This is a genomic window from Flavobacterium sp. K5-23, from assembly GCF_023278045.1.
Lineage (GTDB): Bacteria > Bacteroidota > Bacteroidia > Flavobacteriales > Flavobacteriaceae > Flavobacterium.
In genome coordinates this window covers 1,154,357-1,176,586 of the sequence record NZ_CP056783.1, presented here as the reverse complement: position 1 = coordinate 1,176,586, position 22,230 = coordinate 1,154,357, and the positions used below count along the sequence as shown (strand labels likewise).

13 protein-coding genes and 2 tRNA genes are annotated in these 22,230 nt (G+C 35.9%); 9 read left to right on the top strand and 6 right to left on the bottom strand.

Annotated features, from left to right (window positions below):
• Nucleotides 1-42 precede the first annotated feature (42 nt).
• From FLAK523_RS05230 to FLAK523_RS05205, 6 genes are all read left to right on the top strand, one after another.
• Complete coding sequence (locus FLAK523_RS05230) at nucleotides 43-1,023, top strand: FecR family protein (RefSeq protein ID WP_248907287.1); 981 nt, start codon at nucleotides 43-45, stop codon at nucleotides 1,021-1,023.
• A gap of 96 nt (nucleotides 1,024-1,119) precedes the next feature.
• Entirely contained in the window at nucleotides 1,120-4,494 is a 3,375-nt protein-coding gene (locus FLAK523_RS05225) for a TonB-dependent receptor (protein ID WP_248907285.1), read from the top strand.
• A gap of 11 nt (nucleotides 4,495-4,505) precedes the next feature.
• Complete coding sequence (locus FLAK523_RS05220) at nucleotides 4,506-5,918, top strand: RagB/SusD family nutrient uptake outer membrane protein (RefSeq protein WP_248907283.1); 1,413 nt, start codon at nucleotides 4,506-4,508, stop codon at nucleotides 5,916-5,918.
• Nucleotides 5,919-6,959 (top strand): dipeptide epimerase, encoded by a 1,041-nt coding sequence (locus FLAK523_RS05215; protein ID WP_248907281.1) that lies wholly within the window; start codon nucleotides 5,919-5,921, stop codon nucleotides 6,957-6,959. It begins immediately after the preceding gene.
• Entirely contained in the window at nucleotides 6,952-8,304 is a 1,353-nt protein-coding gene (locus FLAK523_RS05210) for a serine hydrolase (RefSeq protein ID WP_248907279.1), read from the top strand. Before FLAK523_RS05215 ends, FLAK523_RS05210 begins: the two co-directional genes overlap by 8 nt.
• A gap of 2 nt (nucleotides 8,305-8,306) precedes the next feature.
• A complete protein-coding gene (locus tag FLAK523_RS05205; protein ID WP_248907277.1) occupies nucleotides 8,307-9,566 on the top strand; it encodes a DUF819 domain-containing protein in 1,260 nt (419 codons plus the stop codon).
• A gap of 95 nt (nucleotides 9,567-9,661) precedes the next feature.
• On the opposite strand, the gene FLAK523_RS05200 is transcribed toward FLAK523_RS05205, so the two are convergent.
• From FLAK523_RS05200 to dnaE, 6 genes are all read right to left on the bottom strand, one after another.
• Nucleotides 9,662-9,735, bottom strand: a tRNA-Asp gene (locus tag FLAK523_RS05200).
• A 489-nt stretch (nucleotides 9,736-10,224) separates the two neighbouring features.
• Nucleotides 10,225-10,298 (bottom strand) — tRNA-Asp (locus FLAK523_RS05195).
• An 85-nt stretch (nucleotides 10,299-10,383) separates the two neighbouring features.
• Nucleotides 10,384-11,310 (bottom strand): DUF58 domain-containing protein, encoded by a 927-nt coding sequence (locus tag FLAK523_RS05190; RefSeq protein ID WP_248907275.1) that lies wholly within the window; start codon nucleotides 11,308-11,310, stop codon nucleotides 10,384-10,386.
• A 193-nt stretch (nucleotides 11,311-11,503) separates the two neighbouring features.
• Nucleotides 11,504-11,821 (bottom strand): thioredoxin, encoded by a 318-nt coding sequence (gene trxA, locus FLAK523_RS05185; protein WP_248907273.1) that lies wholly within the window; start codon nucleotides 11,819-11,821, stop codon nucleotides 11,504-11,506.
• A 350-nt stretch (nucleotides 11,822-12,171) separates the two neighbouring features.
• On the bottom strand, nucleotides 12,172-13,095 hold the full coding sequence (locus FLAK523_RS05180; protein WP_248907271.1) for an outer membrane beta-barrel protein: 924 nt from the start codon (nucleotides 13,093-13,095) through the stop codon (nucleotides 12,172-12,174).
• A gap of 196 nt (nucleotides 13,096-13,291) precedes the next feature.
• Nucleotides 13,292-17,815 carry a DNA polymerase III subunit alpha gene (gene dnaE, locus FLAK523_RS05175; RefSeq protein ID WP_248907268.1) on the bottom strand — a complete coding sequence of 1,508 codons (4,524 nt, stop codon included), beginning with the start codon at nucleotides 17,813-17,815 and terminating at the stop codon, nucleotides 13,292-13,294.
• A 663-nt stretch (nucleotides 17,816-18,478) separates the two neighbouring features.
• Between dnaE and leuC the strand changes: the two genes are divergently transcribed.
• The 3 genes from leuC (at nucleotide 18,479) to FLAK523_RS05160 (ending at nucleotide 22,208) form a co-directional block, all read left to right on the top strand.
• A complete protein-coding gene (leuC, locus tag FLAK523_RS05170; protein WP_248907267.1) occupies nucleotides 18,479-19,873 on the top strand; it encodes a 3-isopropylmalate dehydratase large subunit in 1,395 nt (464 codons plus the stop codon).
• A gap of 98 nt (nucleotides 19,874-19,971) precedes the next feature.
• On the top strand, nucleotides 19,972-20,568 hold the full coding sequence (gene leuD, locus FLAK523_RS05165; protein WP_248907265.1) for a 3-isopropylmalate dehydratase small subunit: 597 nt from the start codon (nucleotides 19,972-19,974) through the stop codon (nucleotides 20,566-20,568).
• 122 nt (nucleotides 20,569-20,690) lie between these two features.
• The gene (locus FLAK523_RS05160; RefSeq protein WP_248907263.1) at nucleotides 20,691-22,208 is read left to right on the top strand and encodes an alpha-isopropylmalate synthase regulatory domain-containing protein; all 1,518 of its coding nucleotides are present in this window, start codon (nucleotides 20,691-20,693) and stop codon (nucleotides 22,206-22,208) included.
• The last annotated feature ends 22 nt before the right edge of the window (nucleotides 22,209-22,230 follow it).

Below are 22,230 nucleotides of genomic sequence, written 5' to 3'. Positions count from 1 at the left end.
GGGTAACTTTATATTAAATCGTTTTAGTATAAAATGCCCTATATGAAAGAATCTGATTTAATACAATTTATAATCAAAAAAGGTAATTCTGAATTCGATAAAGAAGTTATCTCTTGGATTAACTCCTCTTCAGAAAATCAAGCTTTATTTAACAAAATAAAAGCAACACACGTTATTGATACTCTCGACAACAACTTTGAGAAGATCAGTCCAAACAAGCAATACAAAGCTTTTTTAAAGAAAAACAACAAATCTAAAAACAAGCGTCGTTTATTCCTGAAAATAGCATCGGCAATTATGATTCCTTTGCTATTAACCACTTATTTATATTATTCCAACAGCTTAGCAGACGCTACTGCTAACCATTTCACTGCCTATACCTCATCAGCAAAAGAACAAAAAAAAATCACTCTTGGTGATGGAACTATCGTTTGGCTAAATGCCGAAAGTAAAATCGTGGTCAGTAATCAATACAACAAAGAAGAAAGACGAATTAGTCTTTACGGAGAAGCTTTTTTTGATGTTGTGAAAAATAAAAACAAACCTTTCATTGTTGAAACTGCATCTGGAATTAAAGTAAAAGTTCTAGGAACCACCTTCAATGTTAAATCTTATTCTTCTGAAAAAAATGTTGAAACAACACTTGTAACCGGAAAAGTTGAATTGTACGATAAAAAGGAAATCAAACCTCTATTGACTTTAAGTCCTAAACAAAAAGCAACGTTTTCTAAAAAGGAAAAAGAACTATCTGTAGCCCAAGTCACCACCGAAGACATTACTTCATGGAAGTCCGGGAGATTGATTTTCAATAAGACTCCATTAGACGAATTTGCCTTGAATATTGAACGCTGGTTTGGGGTAAAAGTGATTGTTGATTCAAAAGGATTTAAAGACTACTCCTTTTCTGGGGTTATTGAAAAAAGCAACTCTATTGAAGATATCATGAGAGTCTTAGAGATTTCGTCAAATTTAAACTGCAGTTACACAAAAAACACAAAAACACTTTTGATTAAATCAAAATAAAAAAAAGAGAGTGCGCCAACACTCTCTTCATTTAAAAGGCTTTATAGCTGAATACCGTTTCTAAACAGAGTACTAACAAAAACCAAAGTTAAAATTATGAAAAAAAACCGAATTAAAAAGAATTCTACAAGAAGCTATTCCTCTTCTTTAGATAAATTTATCAGAATAATGAAAATATATTCGTTACTAGTTGCAATTACTATTTTTAAAATCTCGGCAACAAGCTTACCCACTTATGGGCAAAAAATAGCTGTTGAGTATGAAAAAGTGGCTCTAAAACAAGTCATTTCTAAAATTGAAGGCCAGTCTGATTATACTTTTTTTTACAACAACAAATTAGTTGATGAGAATACCGTTATAACAATTAAAGCTTCCTCTGATAAAATCAATATCATACTTGATAAAGCGTTAAAAGGCACCGGAATATCTTATGAACTAATGAATAGAAAGGTTATTCTTTTTAAAGAAACCGCTTCAATTTCTAAAAAAACCGATGCTGTTTTAGTGAAAAACACAATCGACAACGACCACTTTGTTCAAGAAAAAATTGAAATAAAAGGGACAGTTGTTGATGAATCAGGCGTTCCACTTGTGGGTATAAACGTGAGTATAAAAAACACCACAACAGGAACATTAACGGATCTTGACGGGAAATTTACCTTAAAAGCTAATTATGATGATATCATAGAAATTAGTTATTTAGGTTTGAAAACCGAAACTCGAAAAGTGAGCCGCCAAGCAACTACTTTTAAGATAACTATGACTCCTGATATTAGTAACCTAAACGAAGTAATTGTTGTTGCTTATGACAAGCAAAGCAAAAGCTCTTTTACAGGTGCTGCCGTAAATGTTGATGTTTCAAAAATTAAAGAAACACCTGCTGCCTCTTTTCAAGAAAGCTTACAAGGAAACGTGGCTGGAGTGCAAATGTCTTCTTCAAGCGGTCAACCAGGCTATGCACAAAGTATTCGCATTAGGGGTGTGGGCTCAATAAATGCCAATTCTGACCCATTGTATGTTGTTGATGGAATCCCTGTGGTTTCAGGAAATATTTCCACTATAGCAACCAGTTCCAATACAATTGCTGGAATTAATCCAAAAGATATTGAAACAATTACCGTTTTAAAAGATGCTTCGGCAACTTCTATCTATGGTTCTAGAGGGGCAAACGGAGTAGTGCTTATTACTACAAAAAGAGGAAAATCAGGTAAGACTAAATTTAATTTCAGCAGTCAGTATGGTGTAAGTGAAATGATTCTTCCAGAAAGAAATAAATTACTAACAACTCCTGAAAGCTTAGAATTATTGATCGAAAGCCGTATAAACATTGGCGAAAGCCCCGAAATTGCCAAAAAATACATTTATGACAACGTTGACGAAGATGTAAATACAAACTGGCAAGATGTTATAGGTAGAACTGGAGAATACAAGCAATATGGTTTTAGCGCTAGTGGTGGTAGTGACAAAACCACATTTTACTCTTCCCTGGGAATTTATGATCAACAAGCAGTGATTATAGGTGTAGATTATAAAAAATTTAATGCTAAAATAAATGTAAACCATAAGGCAACAGATAAATTATCGCTGAGTTTTGGTGTTGCTGCAAGTAATCAAATACTCAACACTATTGATGAGGCGGGTAATGCAAATAATCCTGTAAGAGCAATGGCTAGAGAAGTTCCTTGGCAACCGGTTTATAATGCTGACGGATCATACAACACGAGTATCCTACTGACTTATAATCCAGTGGGAATAGCCAAAGAAAACATTAGAAAATCTAAACTGTATGGCATTTTAGGAAATATAGGTCTGAACTATGATTTCAACAAGAAATTATCATTTGAAACAAAAGGGAATGTGGACTTTAATTTAGCCGATGAATTTCAGTATGACAATCCTTATTTTGGAGAAGGTAGAAATGATGGTGGACGCGGTAGAGCTTCGGATAACGTTGTACTAAATTGGAATGTAACTAACTTATTAAAATACAGTCTGGACCTGAATGAATCTAATAATCTTAAATTTTTATTGGGTCAAGAGGCACAAAAAATCACAAGCAGCTCCGTATTTGCGTATGCAAGTAACTATGGTGCCCCTGGATTAACTTCGCTTGATAATGCTTCTGTTTATAGAGATGCTTCTAGTTCAAAAACAGCTTCGGCACTATCTTCCTTGTTTTTCAACATAAACTATGCTTTAAACAATAAATATTTCTTGAATGTAACTGCCCGAAGGGATGGTTCATCAAGATTTGGATCTGATGTGAGATACGCTAATTTTGGTTCAGTAGGAGCGGGTTGGAATATTGAGAAAGAAAAGTTTATGGAAAACCTAACTTTTGTAAACAAACTAAAACTAAGATCCAGTTATGGTATTAACGGAAATCAAGAAATAGGTGATTTTGCATCAAGAGGATTGTACAGTACAGGAGATGATTATAATGACAAACCAGGATATTCCTATAGTCAACAATCAAATCCATCGTTAACATGGGAAAAAAACAAACCGTTTAATATTGGTTTGGATTTTGGATTGTTTAATAGATTATCTGGAACTTTTGAATATTATACCAGAACGACGACTGATTTATTATTCAAAGTGCCTATCTCGGCTACAAACGGAATCACAAGCTATTTAGAAAATGTAGGGGAAATGAAAAATAGCGGAATCGAATTTGCTTTATCAGCCGCTATATTTGATAATCCTGATGGATTTTCTTGGAAATCAGATTTTAATATCACTACAAATACTAATGAAATAGTAAAATTAAAAAATAACGAACCTATTATTGAAGACAACTATATCAGAGAAGTAGGAAATGATTTCTATACCTTTTATATGCCAGGATACGCAGGTGTTGACCCTCAAAACGGAAACGCACTTTGGTACACTAACGAAACGAAAACAGCGACAACCAGTGATTACAGTAAAGCTGATCCGTACAAGCAAGGGAGTGCTTTGCCTAAATTTTATTCTGGATTCACCAATACTTTTAGCTATAAAAATGTAAGTCTGTCGTTTATGCTTTTCATGAATAATGGAAACAAAGTGTATGATACTTGGGGTCGATATGTAAATAGCGACGGTAGTGCCAAACTAAATGATAGAGGAAACCTAACGCGTAAAATCTATGAAAACAGATGGCAACAGCCAGGTGATATTACAAATGTCCCAAAAGTAGTTTGGGGTAATACTCAGTCTGGATTAGCTAATCAACATTCCACCCGCTTCCTATATGACGGAACTTATGTTAGACTTAGAGACATCACTCTTGCTTACCAGTTTCCAAGCACATTGACTGATAAATTAAAAATCAGCAATGTGAGGTTTTATCTAAAAGGGACAAACGTATTGACATGGGTAAAAGACAAAGGACTAGAGGTGGATCCAGAGGTAGGAATCAACGGAACTGCCAATCTAAGAATTCCAATTTCGAAACAATTTTTAATGGGAGTTGATTTTTCATTCTAAAAACAAAAAAAATGATCATAAAATATAAAAATATAGCAATTCTAGCTATCGTGTTGCTTACTGCTTCATGTAGCGAATCTTTTTTAGACATCAATCCAGAACAAAGTGTCGCTGCAGAAAGCGCCGTTGTGGATCAAATTACTTTACAAACTGCTTTAAATGGGGCTTATAGCAAATTACAAAGCAATGATTATTATGGAAGAACCATGTATGTGATTCCTGAATTAATGGCCGATAATCTTTACCTGAGTTCGAGAAATACAGGTCGCTATTTAGAATATGAAACTTTCGTTGTTTCAGAAAGAAATGGTGAAGCCGAGGGTTTATGGGAAAAAGGATATCAGGTAATTGTCAATGCAACGCGCGCTATTGAAGGCGGAAAAACATTGCAAGGAACAACTCCTACAAAACAAAATGCTATCAATCAATTAATAGGGGAAGCACATATCCTTAGAGCATTAGCACATTTTGATCTTGTTAGAATGTTTGCGCAACCTTATAATTTCACTGCAGATGCAAGCCATATAGGAATCCCTATAATCACAGAGGTTAATATCGTTCAAACTTCCCCAAAAAGAAATACGGTAAAAGAAGTGTATACCCAAATCAACAAGGATTTAACTGCTGCTTTAGGGTTAATGCAAGCTCAAAAAGGAAAAGGCGTCTTCTCAATTGGAGCGGCTAAAGGACTAATGGCAAGAGTGGCATTGTACCAAGATGACAAAATTAACGCTATTAAATACAGCTCAGAAGTTATTGCAACAGGAGGTTACAGCTTAATCGCGAACAAAGACTATCCTACGCTTTGGAGTACCAAACTAAATAATGAAACATTATTTGAAATTGTTAATACAATTGCAGATAATGAAGGTAGTAACAGTTTAGGACACTTCTTTAGCGTCGCAGGTTACGCAGACGCTTTAGTGCCTACTGAGCTTTATGATCTTTATGGTAGTCAAGACGCAAGAAGAACCGCAATCACATCAGGCGCAAAACCAGGTGCTGAGAAAAATGCGTTTTTTGTGAATAAATTTCCTAAAGGAACATTGAGCGATGACAATATTAAAATCTTACGTTTAGCCGAGCAATATTTAATTAGAGCTGAAGCTTACGCAAAAGAAGGCGAAAACACTTTAGCGCAAAACGATTTGAATGTTATTGTAAAAAGAGCGAACCCAAATGCGTTGAATGCAACAGAAACAGGTCCTGCTTTACTGAATCGAATTCTTGAGGAACGAAGAAAAGAACTAGCTTTTGAAGGACATCGTTTATTCGATTTAAACAGAAATAAAAAAGACGTGAAAATTATCCAGTCAGAAAAAAGCATGACGGTAAGCTATCCTAATGATAAATTCATTTTGCCTATTCCTTTAAAGGAAATTAATTCCAATCCAAATATCAAACCCCAAAACACAGGATATTAAATGATTTCCATAGAAATTAAACCGTATTTATTAAATAAGAAACACGTATTTAGAATTGCCGGTGGTGCACGAACAAACACCCCTATTCTTTTAGTAAAACTAAAATACGAAAGTTATTCAGGATATGGGGAGGCTTCAATGCCTCCCTTATACGGAGAAACAATTGAAACAGCCCAAGCTTTTATAAGAACGTTAGATCGTAGTAAACTCACCTCTCCATTAGAAATTGTAACAATAGTAAAATACTTAGATCAGCATGCGCCAGGAAACACAGCCGTTAAAGCAGCCATAGACATAGCGCTTCATGATCTTTTAGGAAAAATAATGAATGTTCCATTGCACCAGTATTTTAATTTACCTAAAAAAGAACTTAAAACCAGCAAAACTATTGGTATCGATAGTGCTGAAATTATCGAAAAAAGGGTCGAAGAAGCAGCTAGCTATCATTATCTAAAAATTAAACTTGGTGGCAATAACGATTCTGAAATCATAAAAGCGGTACGTAACGTCTCCGATAAGCCTTTATTTATAGATGCTAATCAAGGCTGGACCAATAAAGAAGAAGCTCTTGATAAAATCGCATGGTTAAAGGAAGAAAATGTTATTTTTATCGAACAACCCATGCCTAAAAAATCCTTTGCCGATATGGAGTGGTTAGTCGCCAGAAGTACTTTACCGTTGATTGGTGATGAAGGAATACAACGTTTAGAAGATGTAAAAACGGCTAGTAATTTTTATCACGGTATCAACATCAAATTAATGAAATCAACTGGATTGCACGAAGCTTTTTCTATGGCTAACTTAGCCAAATCATTGAATCTAAAAATAATGCTAGGTTGTATGTCTGAAACCTCATGCGCTATAGCAGCTGCCGCGCACTTAGGGGCAATGGCTGACTGGGTAGATTTAGATGGTAATTTAGGAGTGACCAATGATCCTTACCAAGGTCATCAAGTAATAAACGGATGCATCCATCTCAATGATACTAACGGAATTGGACTAATAGATCCCAACTGGAACAAAATAGAAACTTATGTATAAAATATATCAAACGGCACTCCTTTTATTTTTATTCTTTTCACTTACCAACTGTAAGGCACAGAAAAGAACGAATGTAAAAACTGCGACTGAACTACAAAATGATACTTTGGACCGTTATTTCTCAAAGTTATATGCGGCAAAAATGTTCAACGGAGCTGCAGCTGTAAAACGAAATGGCAAACTAATCTTTAAAAAAGGATACGGCATAGCCAATTTAAAAAAACAAACACCATTCATCGCCACTACCTCTTTAGAAATTGCTTCGGTTTCTAAACAGTTTACCGCTACAGCAATACTTTTGCTTCAACAGGAAAACAAATTAAGAGTTACGGATCTCGTTACAACTTATTTGGGTGATGATTTTCCATATAAAGAGGTAACCATTTCGCAATTGCTATCTCATACTTCCGGATTAGCAGATTATGAGGACTATTTTAAAGAAAACTGGGATCCTTCCATAATTGCCTATAATAAAGATATTTTACATTATTTCAAAACTAAGAAGCCTGCAATTATAAGCGTAGCGGGTGAAAAATACCATTATTCGAATACGGGATACATCCTACTTGCTGAAATCGTAAATGCGGCAAGTGGAAGTACTTTAGAACATTATTTGAGCCAAAAAGTATTCGAACCTATGCAAATGAACAGTTCTTTTTTCATAGGGAGAGACAGTATTTGGGACAAAAAAAATTACGCCCCAGGTTATATGTTCAGTTTAACCGAATGTAAAAATGTAATTCCAGAAACCTTACCTAACAATGGGTATTATCGTTTTTTAAGCGGTCGCCTAGGATCAGGTCGTTTATCATCAAGCATAGAAGACTTATTGAAGTGGGACCAATTTTTATACGGCGATACTATTTTTAATGCTGCTTCAAAGGATTTAGCGTTTAGCAAACACCCTCCTACTAAAGGCACTTCTGACTATGGTTATGGATGGCACGTTTCTAATGACAGTCTTAAGGGTAAAATTGTATCACATACCGGAAGCTGGGCAGGAAACTTAACTTATATTCGGCGTTCAATAGCGACAAAAGATCTTGTTATCATTTTGAATAACACCTACAATACGGCTTATATAAAAGAAATTAGAGCGGCTGTAAATGGGTTTTTAAATGGGGAACCTTTGGGCTTTCCTAAAGTGAAAGCAAGTGAATTATTTAAAAATTCTGCCTGCAAATTAACCTTGAAAATGATACCGAAATGGAGTGAAGACAACAAAAATATAGATTGGGATCTCACAAATTTAAAAGCGCTTCAAAAAGATTACGATAAAATTGGAGCTACTCTTAAAGCTGAAATGCTAGCGGTACTCATTAAAAACATAGAAACAGAAAACTAATCATGATCGAAAAACCAGCCGCCTTAATAACTAACGATGCAGTTGTATTAGGAATACTAATTACAATATTAGGCTTAATCTTTATCACTTCTTCAAGTGAGAAACCTTTTTTTAAGAAATTCTACAGCATAGTTCCCTCGGTATTATTGTGCTATTTTATTCCGGCAATTTTCAACACCTTCAATATTATATCTGGAGAAACTTCGAATCTATATACCATTGCCTCCCGTTATTTATTACCCGCTAGTTTAGTGCTGCTTACTTTGAGCATCAATTTTGTTGCATTAAAAAAACTGGGAAGCAAAGCCGTTATTATGTTTTTAGCAGGAACGGCAGGAATTATAATAGGCGGACCGATAGCATTATATATCGTAGGTAGTTTTTATCCTGAGGTCGCTTTATCTAACGGTGAAGAAGTGTGGAAAGGACTTGCAACGATAGCTGGAAGCTGGATAGGCGGAGGAGCAAATCAAACAGCAATGTTAGAAGTGTTTGGAGCAAGCAAAAGTTTATTTGCACAAATGATAGCTGTTGATGTCTTAGTGGCTAATATATGGATGGGATTCTTGTTGTATGGAGCTCAAAAAACAGATAAAATAAACAAATGGTTAAAAGCAGATAACTCTCCTATAATTGAATTAGAGAAGAACTTGGAAGAAGAACAGTCCGGTAAGAGAAAACAACTTGAAACAAACTCCTTAATGGTCATTCTGATGGTTGCTTTTGGTTTCACGGGAATAGGACATTTTTTAGCTGATATATTGGCCCCTTTTTTTAAATTAAACTATCCTGAATTAGAAAAGTATTCCTTTTCAAACCCATTCTTTTGGCTGGTAATAATTACAACAACAGCAGGAGTGCTATTGTCTTTTACCAAAGCACGAAAAATAGAAAGTTATGGCGCTTCAAAAGTAGGAACCGTATTTCTATATATTTTAGTGGCAACAATAGGGACTCATATGGATCTTGCTGCAATATTCAACAATCCTCTATTGTTTGTTGTAGGGGGAATATGGATAACTATTCACATCTTGGTTATGATTGTAGTTGCCCGTATTATTAAGGCTCCTTTTTTCTATGTTGCGGTAGGCAGTCAAGCTAATATTGGTGGCGCGGCATCTGCACCTATAGTTGCAGCAGCATTTAGTCCGTTTTTAGCGCCTGTGGGAGTATTATTAGCTGTATTGGGATACGCATTAGGAACCTATGGTGCCTATATATGCGGATTAATACTTTATGAAGTCTTTAAAATTATATCTTAGAAATCAGTAAATCAACAATTATCAAATTGATAATTTTCAAACTTATATAAAATCAAAAAAGCCTTTCCGTTAAGAAAGGCTTTTTTACAATATTGCGGTCTGGACGGGACTCGAACCCGCGACCCCCTGCGTGACAGGCAGGTATTCTAACCAACTGAACTACCAAACCAGCTGCGTTATTGCGATGACAAAGATACAATAGAAGTCGAGTATCACAAGGGTTTCTGTCTTTTTTTATTGCATTTTTTTTAATAAATTACTAATAAATTGAAAGCCATATCGTTATTGATTTAAAAATTCATCATCACAACCACTATTTCTTACATAATTTCAAAAACCGGAGACTGAAACACTAAAATCGTTACCTATAATAGGATTCAAAAACTCTTTTTAGTCCCATAATCCTCCAAATAACAATTTTAAAGGTCCAAATAAAATAGTATTGAACCTGAATTGAAAAATAAATAATTTTCGAAAATTCAATTACAAACTACCCTAAAATCAAAAAAGCCATCCACAATAAAGTGGAAAGCTTTTCATTGGTCTAACTACTAAACCCGGTCTCGTTGCTACCAACTCGACCAAACAACACAACTAATTTTAGAAACCTTATAGGGGCAAAAAAGCCTTTCCGTTAAGAAAGGCTCTCCCCAATATGCGGTCTGGACGGGACTCGAACCCGCGACCCCCTGCGTGACAGGCAGGTATTCTAACCAACTGAACTACCAAACCAACTGCTTATTGCGGTGGCAAAGATACAATAGAATCCGAGTTACACAAGTGTTTTTTGAAAATTTTTTATTTTATTTTTCTAACATTACCCAAAGTTTTGTTTTTCAACAAGATAGGTTAATAGAATTTTTTCAAAATCTTCCCCCACACTAACCGGAACATACTTAATTCTATTCTGAGCACATATTAAAGACAACCTTTTAAAGTAGCCTTCCATCTGCTTTTCGTATTCCTGCTTCACATTATCCGCAAAAACCGAAACCTCCTCCCCTGTTTCGACATCAATAAACTTCCTTGGCGTATTGTCAAAGTCAAAATTCAATTCGGTTTTATTATCAACAACATGAAACAACACCACTTTATGCTTATTGTGTTTTAAATGCTGCAAAGCATTAAACAGCGCTTCTTCCTCTTCCTCCTGAAACATATCAGTAAACAAAACAATCATAGAACGGCGATGCATCTTTTCAGCAATCTGATGTAAGAATGTAATCGTATTGGTGCTTTTCTTGGCTACTAGGTTCGCTAGAATACCTTCCAAAGCACTTAACACCATTCGATGATGACGATCACTGCCCTTTTCAGGCGCGTAATACTCATAAGTGTCCGAAAACACACTTAACCCTACCGCATCTCTTTGCTTCTTTAATAAATTCATCAATACGGCCGAAGCCAAAACAGAGAAACCGATCTTGCTTTCATAAAATTGCTGGCCTTCTTTTAATTTTGGATAATGCATTGAGGAGGAATTATCAATAATGATATGACAACGAAGGTTTGTTTCTTCCTCATATCGCTTAGTATACAAGCGATCTGTCTTAGCAAAAAGTTTCCAATCAATATGCCTCGTGCTTTCTCCTACATTATATACTTTGTGCTCAGCAAACTCAGCCGAAAATCCATGAAACGGACTTTTGTGCATCCCTGAAATAAAACCCTCCACCACCTGATTAGCTAATAATTCAAGATGCTGGAAACTGGAAATTTTCTCTATGTGCGATTCGATCTTCATCTCTCAAATATATTAAAAGATTAAATGATTTAAAAATTAAAAGTTACTGAAATAAAACTAAATAGAGAAGCTGATCTAAATTCAAAAAAGAGAAGCTGAACTAAATTCAGCTTTAACAAAAAAAAGGCCTGACAAATGCCAAGCCTTCAAACCCGAAGTAATATCAGATTCTATATAAATTGCAATCTACTGATTACAACAACGCGTCTAAACTGTCAGCGTAAGTTTGCTTAGGAGCTACTCCTACTTGCTTTCCTACTACTTCTCCGTTTTGAAAAATCAAAACTGTAGGGATGTTTCTTACTCCGTATTTTGCTGCAAATTCTTGGTTTGCATCTACATCAAGCTTTCCTACAACTGCTTTACCAGCATACTCTTCGCTAATTTCGTCGATGATTGGACCAACCATTCTACAAGGTCCACACCATGCAGCCCAAAAGTCAACCATTACTGGCTTGTCTGATTTTAATACTAATTCCTCAAAATTTGCGTCTGTTATTGCTAATGCCATGTTGTTTTTATTTATAGGTTTAAATACCGACTATTCGGATAATAGGTTTCGACAAAAATCAAAACCTCTATGCAAATTTAGAAATTAAAAACTAATGAAACACTATTCCTAAATTAGTTTTGATTATGTATGCATTACTATTTGTTATTCTGTTTTAACCAGTAGAATATTAAGGAGCCACTTCTTGCTGTCCGCTATATCCACGCCCAAAAGAGTGGGATGCCGCTTCCATCAGGGCTAGGGTAATTGTTTTTAAACAAAACGTCGCTTCTTTTCAGGCAATCATCAAGACTGTCAAACAAAAAAGACCCTCTTTCCAGAAGGTCTCATTGTATTTTAATTCTATTTGATTATAGACTGTATTTCAATCCAAGAGTCAATCCTAATCCGCTAATCCCCACGTAAGAACTAATGTCATCCGCTGCCCTGGAAGAATCAAAACCGGCGCCATTAGTTAATTTATTATTAGATGTGGTATTAATTTGCTCCACATAATTTACATGGCTTGCAGAATAAGAGGCGTCTTGACGAAATCCCGTAGGAGTATTCAATCTATCCACACCGTTTTCAGTATACACCTCAGTTTCTTTAGATTTTCCGTGAACAGTGAAATTACGGTATTCTAATTCCGCAAAGGCCGAAATGTTTTTTCCTAATTTATACGATGTTCCTAAAACAGCCATAAAACCAACTGTTGGATTTGGCAAAATAACATCTTTAGCGTAAGCAGTTGTAATCCCTGCTGGAGTCGTATAAGTTCTATTCGTTTCAATGGTCAAATCCCCAACAACAGGCACTATAATACCCACTTTAGTGTAAGGTTCAAATCCTTTTGTTTCACCTAAAAACAAAACAATTGCTGGAGCCACATCAAAAGCGGTAATTTGCCCCACAGCAGTACCAGACACAAAAACAGGACCTGGTGCCACTAATCTATTTACAGTCTCAACCATCGTTTTACTATTACTTTTAAAATAGTTAAAACCCATTTCAACACCCAAACGCGTTGAAAAACGATATCCAGCGGTTACCCCACCACGGAATCCTTCTCCAAAAGATCCTGTATTAGCTTCTCTCGAAACCAAAGTGGTACCATTCGCAGCATATACATCTGTATTGGGTAATGATTCCGAAACAATTGGAAATTCAGTAGCAGCAGTTTGTGTAAAATAAGACCCCCCTAGTTTAAAATACCAACTTTCTTTTTTTTGTGTTTGCCCAATAACTGACATTCCACAAAATATAAATCCTAATAATAAAAGATTCTTTTTCATAATTTCTATATTTAAATTACTACAAATTTAGACATTTTAAAAACACGAAAAAGCTCCCAAAGTAGCATCACATCACTATTTGACACAATTTTCATTAATTTCATTAAGGAATTAATATGCACACATACCTTTAACGCAAACACAAAGAATCCAATAAAGTTTTAACTGAGAAAAACAACTGTTTCCCTCTGAGAGCTTAATTCAACTTGAATTTAATCTGCATTTTTTCTAATTCCAATAATAACTCATTCGAGATATTAATCTTTAACTTTCTACTTGCCATTGATAATTTAGTCACCACATTAATCTCTTCTACCTCAGTAACTGTTCCCGCTTTAACATCTTCAACGCCATCTTCTTGATCTTCGGTAAAATCATCATCTTCATTCGATTCAACATCGGGAACCACTTCAATCAATTTCTTGATTTTTTCCAACTCCATAATTTCAAAAGACACTTGGCTATCCCCTTTATTCTCTTGAAAAGCACGACTTAGATGATGAATAAACTCCGTTTGCAAATCAGAAATATTAAGTAAGACGACAAGCTTTTTAGCAAAAGCAGCTAAAACGTCCTGCAATTGCCTCGCTTCGACAAACTGAATTCTGGGTTCCGACTTTTTATTCGTATCTCTATTAATCCAGCCGTCTTTGACGTTTATTTTTAGATAGACAAAATTATTGGGAATCAGGAAAAAATTGAACTTCAGATATTCCTCGCCAAAAATCTTAAATTCATAACTCTCGTCAAATCCTTCAAGAGTGAATATAGCCCAGTCCTTTCCGTTTTTGGCAGTTCGCCTTTGAACATCGGTTACAATCCCACCAAAGGCAAGATTTTTACCCACATGCAATTCCAGATTTCGCAATGCATCCAGACGGGTATTACAAAAATATTTCATTTCAAACTTGAAATCATCCAGCGGATGTCCGGATAAATAAATCCCTACAACCTCTTTTTCTTTGGCCAGTTTTTCCATCGTGCTCCAGTCTTCACAAGGAGGCATTACGGGTTCCGCAATTTGGACATCACTACTTTCTCCAAACAAACTTACCTGGGATGAATTTTCGTTTTCTTGAAATTTAGCGCCATACTTAATGGCTTTTTCATAGAAAGTAATTCCATCTCCGTCATCATGAAAATACTGTGCACGCGTAGACCCATCAAAGGAGTCAAACCCTCCGGCTAATATTAAATTCTCTAAAGCTTTTTTATTGGCAGCACGCAAATCAATACGTTTAGTCATATCAAAAACCGACTTATACCTACTCTCTTTTCGGGTTTCCACAATAGTTGCAACTGCTCCCGCACCCACTCCTTTTACCGCACCCATTCCAAAACGGACTGCATAATCATCGTTTACAGTAAACTTATAAAAAGACTCATTCACATCCGGCCCCAACACTTGCAATCCCATACGCTTGCATTCTTCCATAAAGAAAGAAACCTGCTTGATATCACTCATATTATTAGACAGTACGGCTGCCATATATTCGGCTGGATAATTCGCTTTTAAATAAGCGGTTTGATAGGCAATCCAAGCATAACAAGTCGAGTGCGATTTATTAAAGGCATATTCAGCAAAGGCTTCCCAGTCTTTCCATATTTTTTCTAATTTATCCTCAGCATGTCCTTTGGCCACTGCCTGATTAATAAATTTAGGTTTCATTTTATCCAAAACATCCTTCTGCTTTTTTCCCATCGCTTTACGCAATACATCGGCATCACCTTTAGAGAAATCCGCCAGTTTTTGGGACAAAAGCATTACCTGTTCTTGGTAAACGGTAATTCCGTAAGTGTCTTTAAGCAACTCTTCACAGGCATCAAGGTCATAGATAATTTCCTCTTCCCCATTTTTCCTTTTTACGAAACTTGGGATATAAGCAATTGGACCCGGACGATACAAAGCATTCATGGCAATTAAATCAGGAAAGACTGTTGGTTTCAACTCCTTCATGTATTTCTGCATCCCGGGCGACTCGTATTGAAAAATACCTACTGTTTCTCCTCTTTGAAAGAGCTCGTAGGTTTTCAAGTCATCAATAGGAAACTCATCCGGATTTAAATCTATATTATTTCGATATTTCACCAGTTTAACCGTGTCTTTAATCAAGGTAAGGGTTTTCAAACCCAAGAAGTCCATTTTTAATAAACCCGCTGTTTCCACAACCGAGTTATCAAACTGGGTAACATATAAATCTGAATCTTTAGCAGTGGCTACAGGAACGAAATCCGTAATATCACTTGGTGTAATAATTACTCCACAGGCGTGAATTCCGGTATTACGCATATTCCCTTCCAGGACTTTTGCCTGTTGAATTGTTTCTCCCCCTAAATCATCTTCATTCGCAATCCCTATTAATTCTTTTATTTTATCCCATTCTTCCGGGCGAACCACTTTTTTAATAGTGGCTTCCTCTTCATTAAGGAAACGAGCTAAATTCCATTTGGAAGGCATCATCCCCGGGATCAACTTCGCTATTTTATCCGCTTCAAACAAAGGCAAATCCAAAACACGAGCGGTATCTCTAATCGCCGATTTTGTTGCCATCTTACCATAGGTGATAATCTGGGCTACTTGTTTAGAACCATATTTCCGAATCACGTAATCCATAACACTACTTCGACCTTCATCATCAAAATCGATATCAATATCGGGCAGGGACACACGATCAGGATTCAGGAAACGCTCAAAAAGCAGGTTGTATTTCAGTGGGTCAATGTTGGTTATCTTCAAACAATAGGCCACCACAGAACCCGCAGCTGATCCACGACCAGGACCTACGGAAACTCCCATTCTTCGTGCTTCAGCTATTAAATCCTGAACAATCAAGAAATAACCCGGATAACCCGAATTAGAAATCGTCAACAACTCAAAATCCAGTCGCTCCCGAACTTCTTCCGTAATTTCAGGATATCTTTTAATTGCTCCTTCATAAGTAAGATGCCTCAAATAAGCATTTTCCCCTCTTACTCCACCATCTACTTCATCTTCAGGAACATTAAATTCTACTGGAATTTCAAACTTTGGCAACAAAACCTCACGCGCCAGATCGTATATCTCTATTTTATCTACAATTTCGGATAGATTCGAAATCGATTCAGGCAAATCGGCAAAGAGTTTTTTCATCTCTTCCCCGGTCTTGAAATAGTATTCCTGATTAGGCAACCCAAAACGATAACCACGACCACGACCTATAGGCGTAGTTTGTTTTTCACCATCCCGCACACAAAGTAAAATATCGTGCGCATTGGCATTTTCCTTATCTATATAAAAAGTATTATTAGTAGCAATAATTTTGACATCGTGTTTTCTCGCCAAAGAAATCAAAGTGGTATTCACCCTGTTTTCATCTTCTTGATTGTGACGCATCAACTCAATATAGAAATCATCCTTGAATTCTTCTTTCCACCATACTAAAGCTTCTTCGGCTTGGTTTTCACCAAGATTTAAAACCTTACTCGGAATTTCTCCATACAAATTTCCGGACAATACAATAATGTCCTCCTTGTATTTCTGAATCACTTTTCTATCAATTCTCGGCACATAATAAAACCCTTCTGTATAGGCTACAGAAGACATTTTAGCCAAATTATGATAGCCTTTTTTGGTCTTCGCCAATAATACTATTTGGTATCCATTGTCTTTTCGTTTCTTGTCCTTATGATCTTCACAAACAAAAAACTCACAACCCACAATAGGTTTCATGGAAACTTCAGTAGGTTCTTCACCATTTTCAATCAATCCTTTATTTTTTGCTGCAGCCGCTTTATTATGATTTAGAACATCTCTAACAAAGTGAAAAGCTCCCATTAAATTGGCATAATCCGTCATGGCAACGGCAGGCATTTTTTGTTGTGCAGCAGCTTTAACCAACTGAGCAATACTAATAGTGGATTGCAAAACCGAAAACTGTGTATGATTATGTAAATGCACAAATTCAGCATCTACAAGTACTTTTTTATTCTCAGAAAGCACTTCTTTCGAAACCGTACTCGTTTGTTTTTCACCAAACTGTTGACGGATTTTATCTGAGGCTTGCTTTAAATTAATGTGTTTTAATCCAATGAGCTGAATTTCCCTTGGATTCTTATTTTGAAAATCTTGAAAATAGGAAACAGGAACATCAAGTTGTTCTTTGGTGAAATTTTCTCTTCTAATTAACTCTAAAAAACAACGCGTCGTTGCCTCAACATCGGCAGTTGCGTTGTGCGCTTCTGAGAATGGCTTGTTAAAAAGAAAGCTATGCAATTCAGTTAGCGTAGGTAATTTAAAACGTCCTCCACGTCCTCCAGGCAATTTCAATAAAGAAGCAGTAACTTCCGTACAGGTATCGAGAACCGGCATTGAAGCCATTGTACTATCAACTCCTAAACGATGAAATTCACAACCCATAATATTGACATCAAAACCCAGATTCTGACCCACAATAAATTTAGCCTTTGACAAAGCGATATTAAACTTCTCTAATACTTCCGCCAGAGAAATTCCGTCTTGTTCGGCTAATTCTGTTGAAATACCGTGAATACGCTCGGCATCATAAGGAATATTAAATCCATCAGGCTTGACCAAATAATCTTGGTGCTCGATGAGTTTTCCCATATCATCATGCAACTGCCATGCAATCTGAATACAGCGCGGCCAGTTGTTAGTGTCTGTAATGGCTGCGTCCCAACGTTTTGGTAATCCTGTGGTTTCAGTATCGAATATTAAGTACATAACTGCAAATGAAGAGATTGTAATTCGTAAATAGTACAAAAAACGAATTTCAAATTTAGGTTTTTTTTAGACTTTTAACTAATTGAAAATAGCAAAAAAAAAAATATTTTGAGAAAAACATAAAACATAAAAATAAACGGAATAGTCCACGAATTCCTTCCTAATAATTTACAAAATCAGGATATTTTTCACAAAATATTGACTAATCTCAACTTTTGGATGTCGTAGTATCACAGATAAATAAAATCAATATCCATTCTAAAAAAAAAGTAACTTTTGCTTTAATAAGAATGATAATATCGACAAGTCTAATTTGTAATTAATTGCATTATCAATGATTTTACATTGAATATTTACTATTTAATTGATTTTACAGCTGTTTTTACATTAAAAACAACGATTTTTTGTTTTTTACAAATAAAGCATTGATTCAGATTAACCCCTTTAATATAATTCCTAAAGAACATATTAAAAAATCAAAACCGAAGCATAAACCATCAGAACCAATCTTAAAAGGGAACCAAAACAACTTTGGATATCGTAAATACCGGAAATATCAATTTAAATATAAAACCACCTATACCTATATTTGTTTCCGTTATTAAAATAAGGAGTAATTCCCTTAGTTTCAAGAACTATTTATACAATAAAAAAACAGTAAAAATGAGTAAGACATTATTTGACAAAGTATGGGATTCACATGTAGTTCGTAAAATTGAAGATGGACCTGATGTGTTTTTTATTGATCGTCATTTCATCCACGAAGTCACAAGTCCTGTTGCCTTTTTAGGTTTAAAAACTAGAGGAATATCGGTTTTATACCCAGAACGTACTTTTGCAACTGCAGATCACAACACACCAACTATAAACCAACACTTGCCTGTTGAAGACCCTTTATCCGCTAATCAGCTTAGGGCATTAGAAGAAAATTCTAATGAATATGGGATTAGCCACTGGGGATTAGGGAATAAAAAAAATGGAATTGTACACGTTGTAGGTCCTGAAAACGGAATTACACTTCCTGGAGCCACCATAGTTTGCGGCGATTCACACACTTCTACCCATGGTGCTTTTGGCGCTATTGCTTTTGGGATTGGAACATCCGAAGTTGAGATGGTTCTATCCACGCAATGCATTATGCAACCGAAACCCAAAAAAATGAGAATCAACGTAACAGGAGAACTTCAATTAGGAGTTACACCAAAAGACGTTGCCCTTTATATCATTTCTAAATTATCCACTTCTGGAGCAACTGGTTATTTTGTAGAATACGCAGGTGATGTTTTTGAAAACATGACAATGGAAGGACGTATGACAGTTTGCAATCTAAGTATCGAAATGGGTGCTCGTGGCGGAATGATTGCTCCTGACCAAACTACTTTTGATTATTTAGAAGGTCGTTTATACACTCCAAAAGGAGAAGCTTGGAAAACAGCACTAGCGTATTGGAAAACATTAAAAACAGATGCCGACGCAACTTTTGACCAAGAAATCAATTTTGCCGCAGCAGATATCGAACCGATGATTACCTACGGAACCAATCCTGGAATGGGATTAGGAATTTCTAAAAATATCCCAACAGCTAACGAAGTTGCCGAAGGAGAAGAAACATACGTAAAATCATTAGGATATATGGGCTTCAATCAAGGTGACACTATGATTGGCAAAAAAATCGATTACGTATTCTTGGGCAGTTGCACTAATGGTCGTATCGAAGATTTCAGGGCTTTTGCCTCAATCGTAAAAGGGCGTCAAAAAGCAGAAAACGTTACCGCTTGGTTAGTACCGGGATCTCATGTAGTGGAAGCACAAATAAAAGAAGAAGGAATTCTTGATATATTGACTGATGCAGGTTTTGTATTGCGTCAACCGGGTTGTTCCGCTTGTTTAGCAATGAATGACGATAAAGTTCCTGCTGGAAAATACGCAGTGAGTACTTCAAACAGAAATTTTGAAGGACGTCAAGGACCTGGTTCCAGAACTTTGCTAGCAAGTCCTTTTATGGCCGCTGCAGCTGCTGTAACAGGAGTTTTGACTGATCCTAGGGAGTTGATATAATCAACTTGGGCCCAAAAGAGCAATCAATATAAAATACAAAAACACACACGTTCTCCTAAAATCCCTATTCGGTATTTGGAAGACTAAACAAAAACACAATGGCTTACGATAAATTTAATATACTTACCAGCACAGCGGTTCCGCTTTCTATAGAAAATGTAGATACTGATCAAATTATTCCCGCTCGTTTTCTAAAAGCAACAGAACGTGTTGGTTTTGGAGACAATCTTTTCCGTGATTGGAGATACAACAATGATGATTCTCCAAAAAAGGATTTCGTTTTAAACAATCCAACATACAGCGGAAAAATTCTTGTGGGAGGAAAAAACTTCGGATCTGGATCGTCAAGAGAACATGCTGCTTGGGCAGTTTACGATTACGGTTTTAGATGTGTGGTTTCGAGTTTTTTTGCAGACATATTTAGAAACAACTGCTTAAACATAGGTGTTTTACCCGTTCAAGTTAGCCCTGAATTTGCTGATAAAATATTCAAAGCTATTGAGTCCGACCCAAAAACCGAACTGGAAATTAACCTTCCTGAACAATCAATTACACTTAAAGCAACTGGAGAAAAGGAAACTTTTGACATCAGCGGTTATAAAAAGGACAATATGATCAATGGTTTTGATGATATTGATTATTTGCAAAACATCAAACCCGAAGTAATCGCATTTGCAGACAAGCTTCCCTACTAATAAAAACTATTGCACTACTAAAAGCTTTACAGTTTAAGAATGTAGTTGCTATTACAATTATATAAAATAGAACTGTATGATGACGGAATAGAAATATCCAAATCATATTAGAATAATTTAAAATGGAAAAAAGAAAAATTGAAATAATGGACACTACACTTCGTGATGGAGAACAAACATCAGGGGTGTCGTTTTCTGCTGCGGAAAAGTTAACCATTGCTCAATTATTACTGGAAGAATTAAATATTGACAGAATCGAAATTGCTTCGGCTCGTGTAAGTGAAGGTGAGTTTCAAGGTGTAAAAGGCATTATGGCTTGGGCCAAAGAAAGAGGATATGAGCAACGAATAGAAGTTTTGACTTTTGTAGACGGCGGTCTTTCTATCGAATGGATGAAAAAAACGGGTGCCAAAGTTCAAAATCTATTGACTAAAGGTTCCTTAAACCATTTAACACATCAATTAAAAAAAACACCCGAGCAACATTTTGAGGAAATTGCTAAAATTATTTCTTTAGCGAAAGCAAATGATATTGAAACCAATGTATATCTGGAAGACTGGAGTAACGGAATGCGAAATTCTCCTGAATACGTTTTTCAATTCTTGGCATTTTTATCAACACAGCCCGTAAAAAGAATATTATTACCTGATACATTAGGGGTTCTTATACCAGCACAAACTTTCGAATTCATTTCGAAAATTACGGCAAAATACCCCAATATTCATTTTGATTTCCACGCGCATAATGATTATGACTTAAGTATTGCCAATGTTATGGAAGCGTTGAAAGCCGGAATCAAAGGATTACATGTTACGGTAAACGGGATGGGAGAACGTGCAGGAAACGCACCTCTTGAAAGCACAGTTGCGGTAATAAATGATTTTATGCCGGAAATAAAAATCAATGTAAAAGAATCTTCTTTATACTCCGTGAGCAAATTAGTAGAGACCTTTACAGGATACCGAATTCCTGCTAACAAACCAATCGTAGGAGACAATGTATTCACGCAAACCGCCGGAATACACGCTGATGGAGACAACAAAAACAATTTATACTTCAATGATTTACTGCCAGAACGTTTTGGAAGAAAACGACAATATGCACTGGGAAAAACATCTGGGAAAGCCAATATTGAAAAAAACCTACAGGAGCTGGGTTTAAAACTGAATCCAGAAGATTTAAAACTAGTTACCCAACGAATAATTGAATTGGGAGACAAAAAAGAAACTGTAACCAAGGAAGACTTACCCTACATCATTTCAGATGTATTAGATAGTCAAAGCTATGAAGAGAAAATCATTGTAGAATCCTATATACTATCGCATGCAAAAGGAATGCGTCCATCAACAACGTTAAGTTTAAAAATTAATGGCGAGCTTATAGAAGAACACGCTCAGGGAGACGGACAATTTGACGCTTTTATGAATGCTTTGGCTAAAATATACACCGTAAAGAAAATTGCACTGCCTAAATTGATTGATTATGCTGTGAGAATTCCACCTGGAAGTAGTTCAGACGCTTTATGCGAAACGATTATCACCTGGACAAATAACGGAAAAGAATTCAAAACGAGAGGTTTGGATTCAGATCAGACAGTTGCGGCCATAATAGCCACACAAAAAATGCTTAATGTAGTTTAAAAGAAAAACTCTAATAAAAATA

What these genes read in the sequence shown, in the direction of transcription:
- FLAK523_RS05230 (WP_248907287.1), top strand. Translation starts at nt 43, where the DNA reads ATGAAAGAATCTGATTTAATACAATTTATAATCAAAAAAGGTAATTCT.
- FLAK523_RS05225 (WP_248907285.1), top strand. Translation starts at nt 1,120, where the DNA reads ATGAAAAAAAACCGAATTAAAAAGAATTCTACAAGAAGCTATTCCTCT.
- FLAK523_RS05220 (WP_248907283.1), top strand. Translation starts at nt 4,506, where the DNA reads ATGATCATAAAATATAAAAATATAGCAATTCTAGCTATCGTGTTGCTT.
- FLAK523_RS05215 (WP_248907281.1), top strand. Translation starts at nt 5,919, where the DNA reads ATGATTTCCATAGAAATTAAACCGTATTTATTAAATAAGAAACACGTA.
- FLAK523_RS05210 (WP_248907279.1), top strand. Translation starts at nt 6,952, where the DNA reads ATGTATAAAATATATCAAACGGCACTCCTTTTATTTTTATTCTTTTCA.
- FLAK523_RS05205 (WP_248907277.1), top strand. Translation starts at nt 8,307, where the DNA reads ATGATCGAAAAACCAGCCGCCTTAATAACTAACGATGCAGTTGTATTA.
- FLAK523_RS05190 (WP_248907275.1), bottom strand. Translation starts at nt 11,310, where the DNA reads ATGAAGATCGAATCGCACATAGAGAAAATTTCCAGTTTCCAGCATCTT.
- trxA (WP_248907273.1), bottom strand. Translation starts at nt 11,821, where the DNA reads ATGGCATTAGCAATAACAGACGCAAATTTTGAGGAATTAGTATTAAAA.
- FLAK523_RS05180 (WP_248907271.1), bottom strand. Translation starts at nt 13,095, where the DNA reads ATGAAAAAGAATCTTTTATTATTAGGATTTATATTTTGTGGAATGTCA.
- dnaE (WP_248907268.1), bottom strand. Translation starts at nt 17,815, where the DNA reads ATGTACTTAATATTCGATACTGAAACCACAGGATTACCAAAACGTTGG.
- leuC (WP_248907267.1), top strand. Translation starts at nt 18,479, where the DNA reads ATGAGTAAGACATTATTTGACAAAGTATGGGATTCACATGTAGTTCGT.
- leuD (WP_248907265.1), top strand. Translation starts at nt 19,972, where the DNA reads ATGGCTTACGATAAATTTAATATACTTACCAGCACAGCGGTTCCGCTT.
- FLAK523_RS05160 (WP_248907263.1), top strand. Translation starts at nt 20,691, where the DNA reads ATGGAAAAAAGAAAAATTGAAATAATGGACACTACACTTCGTGATGGA.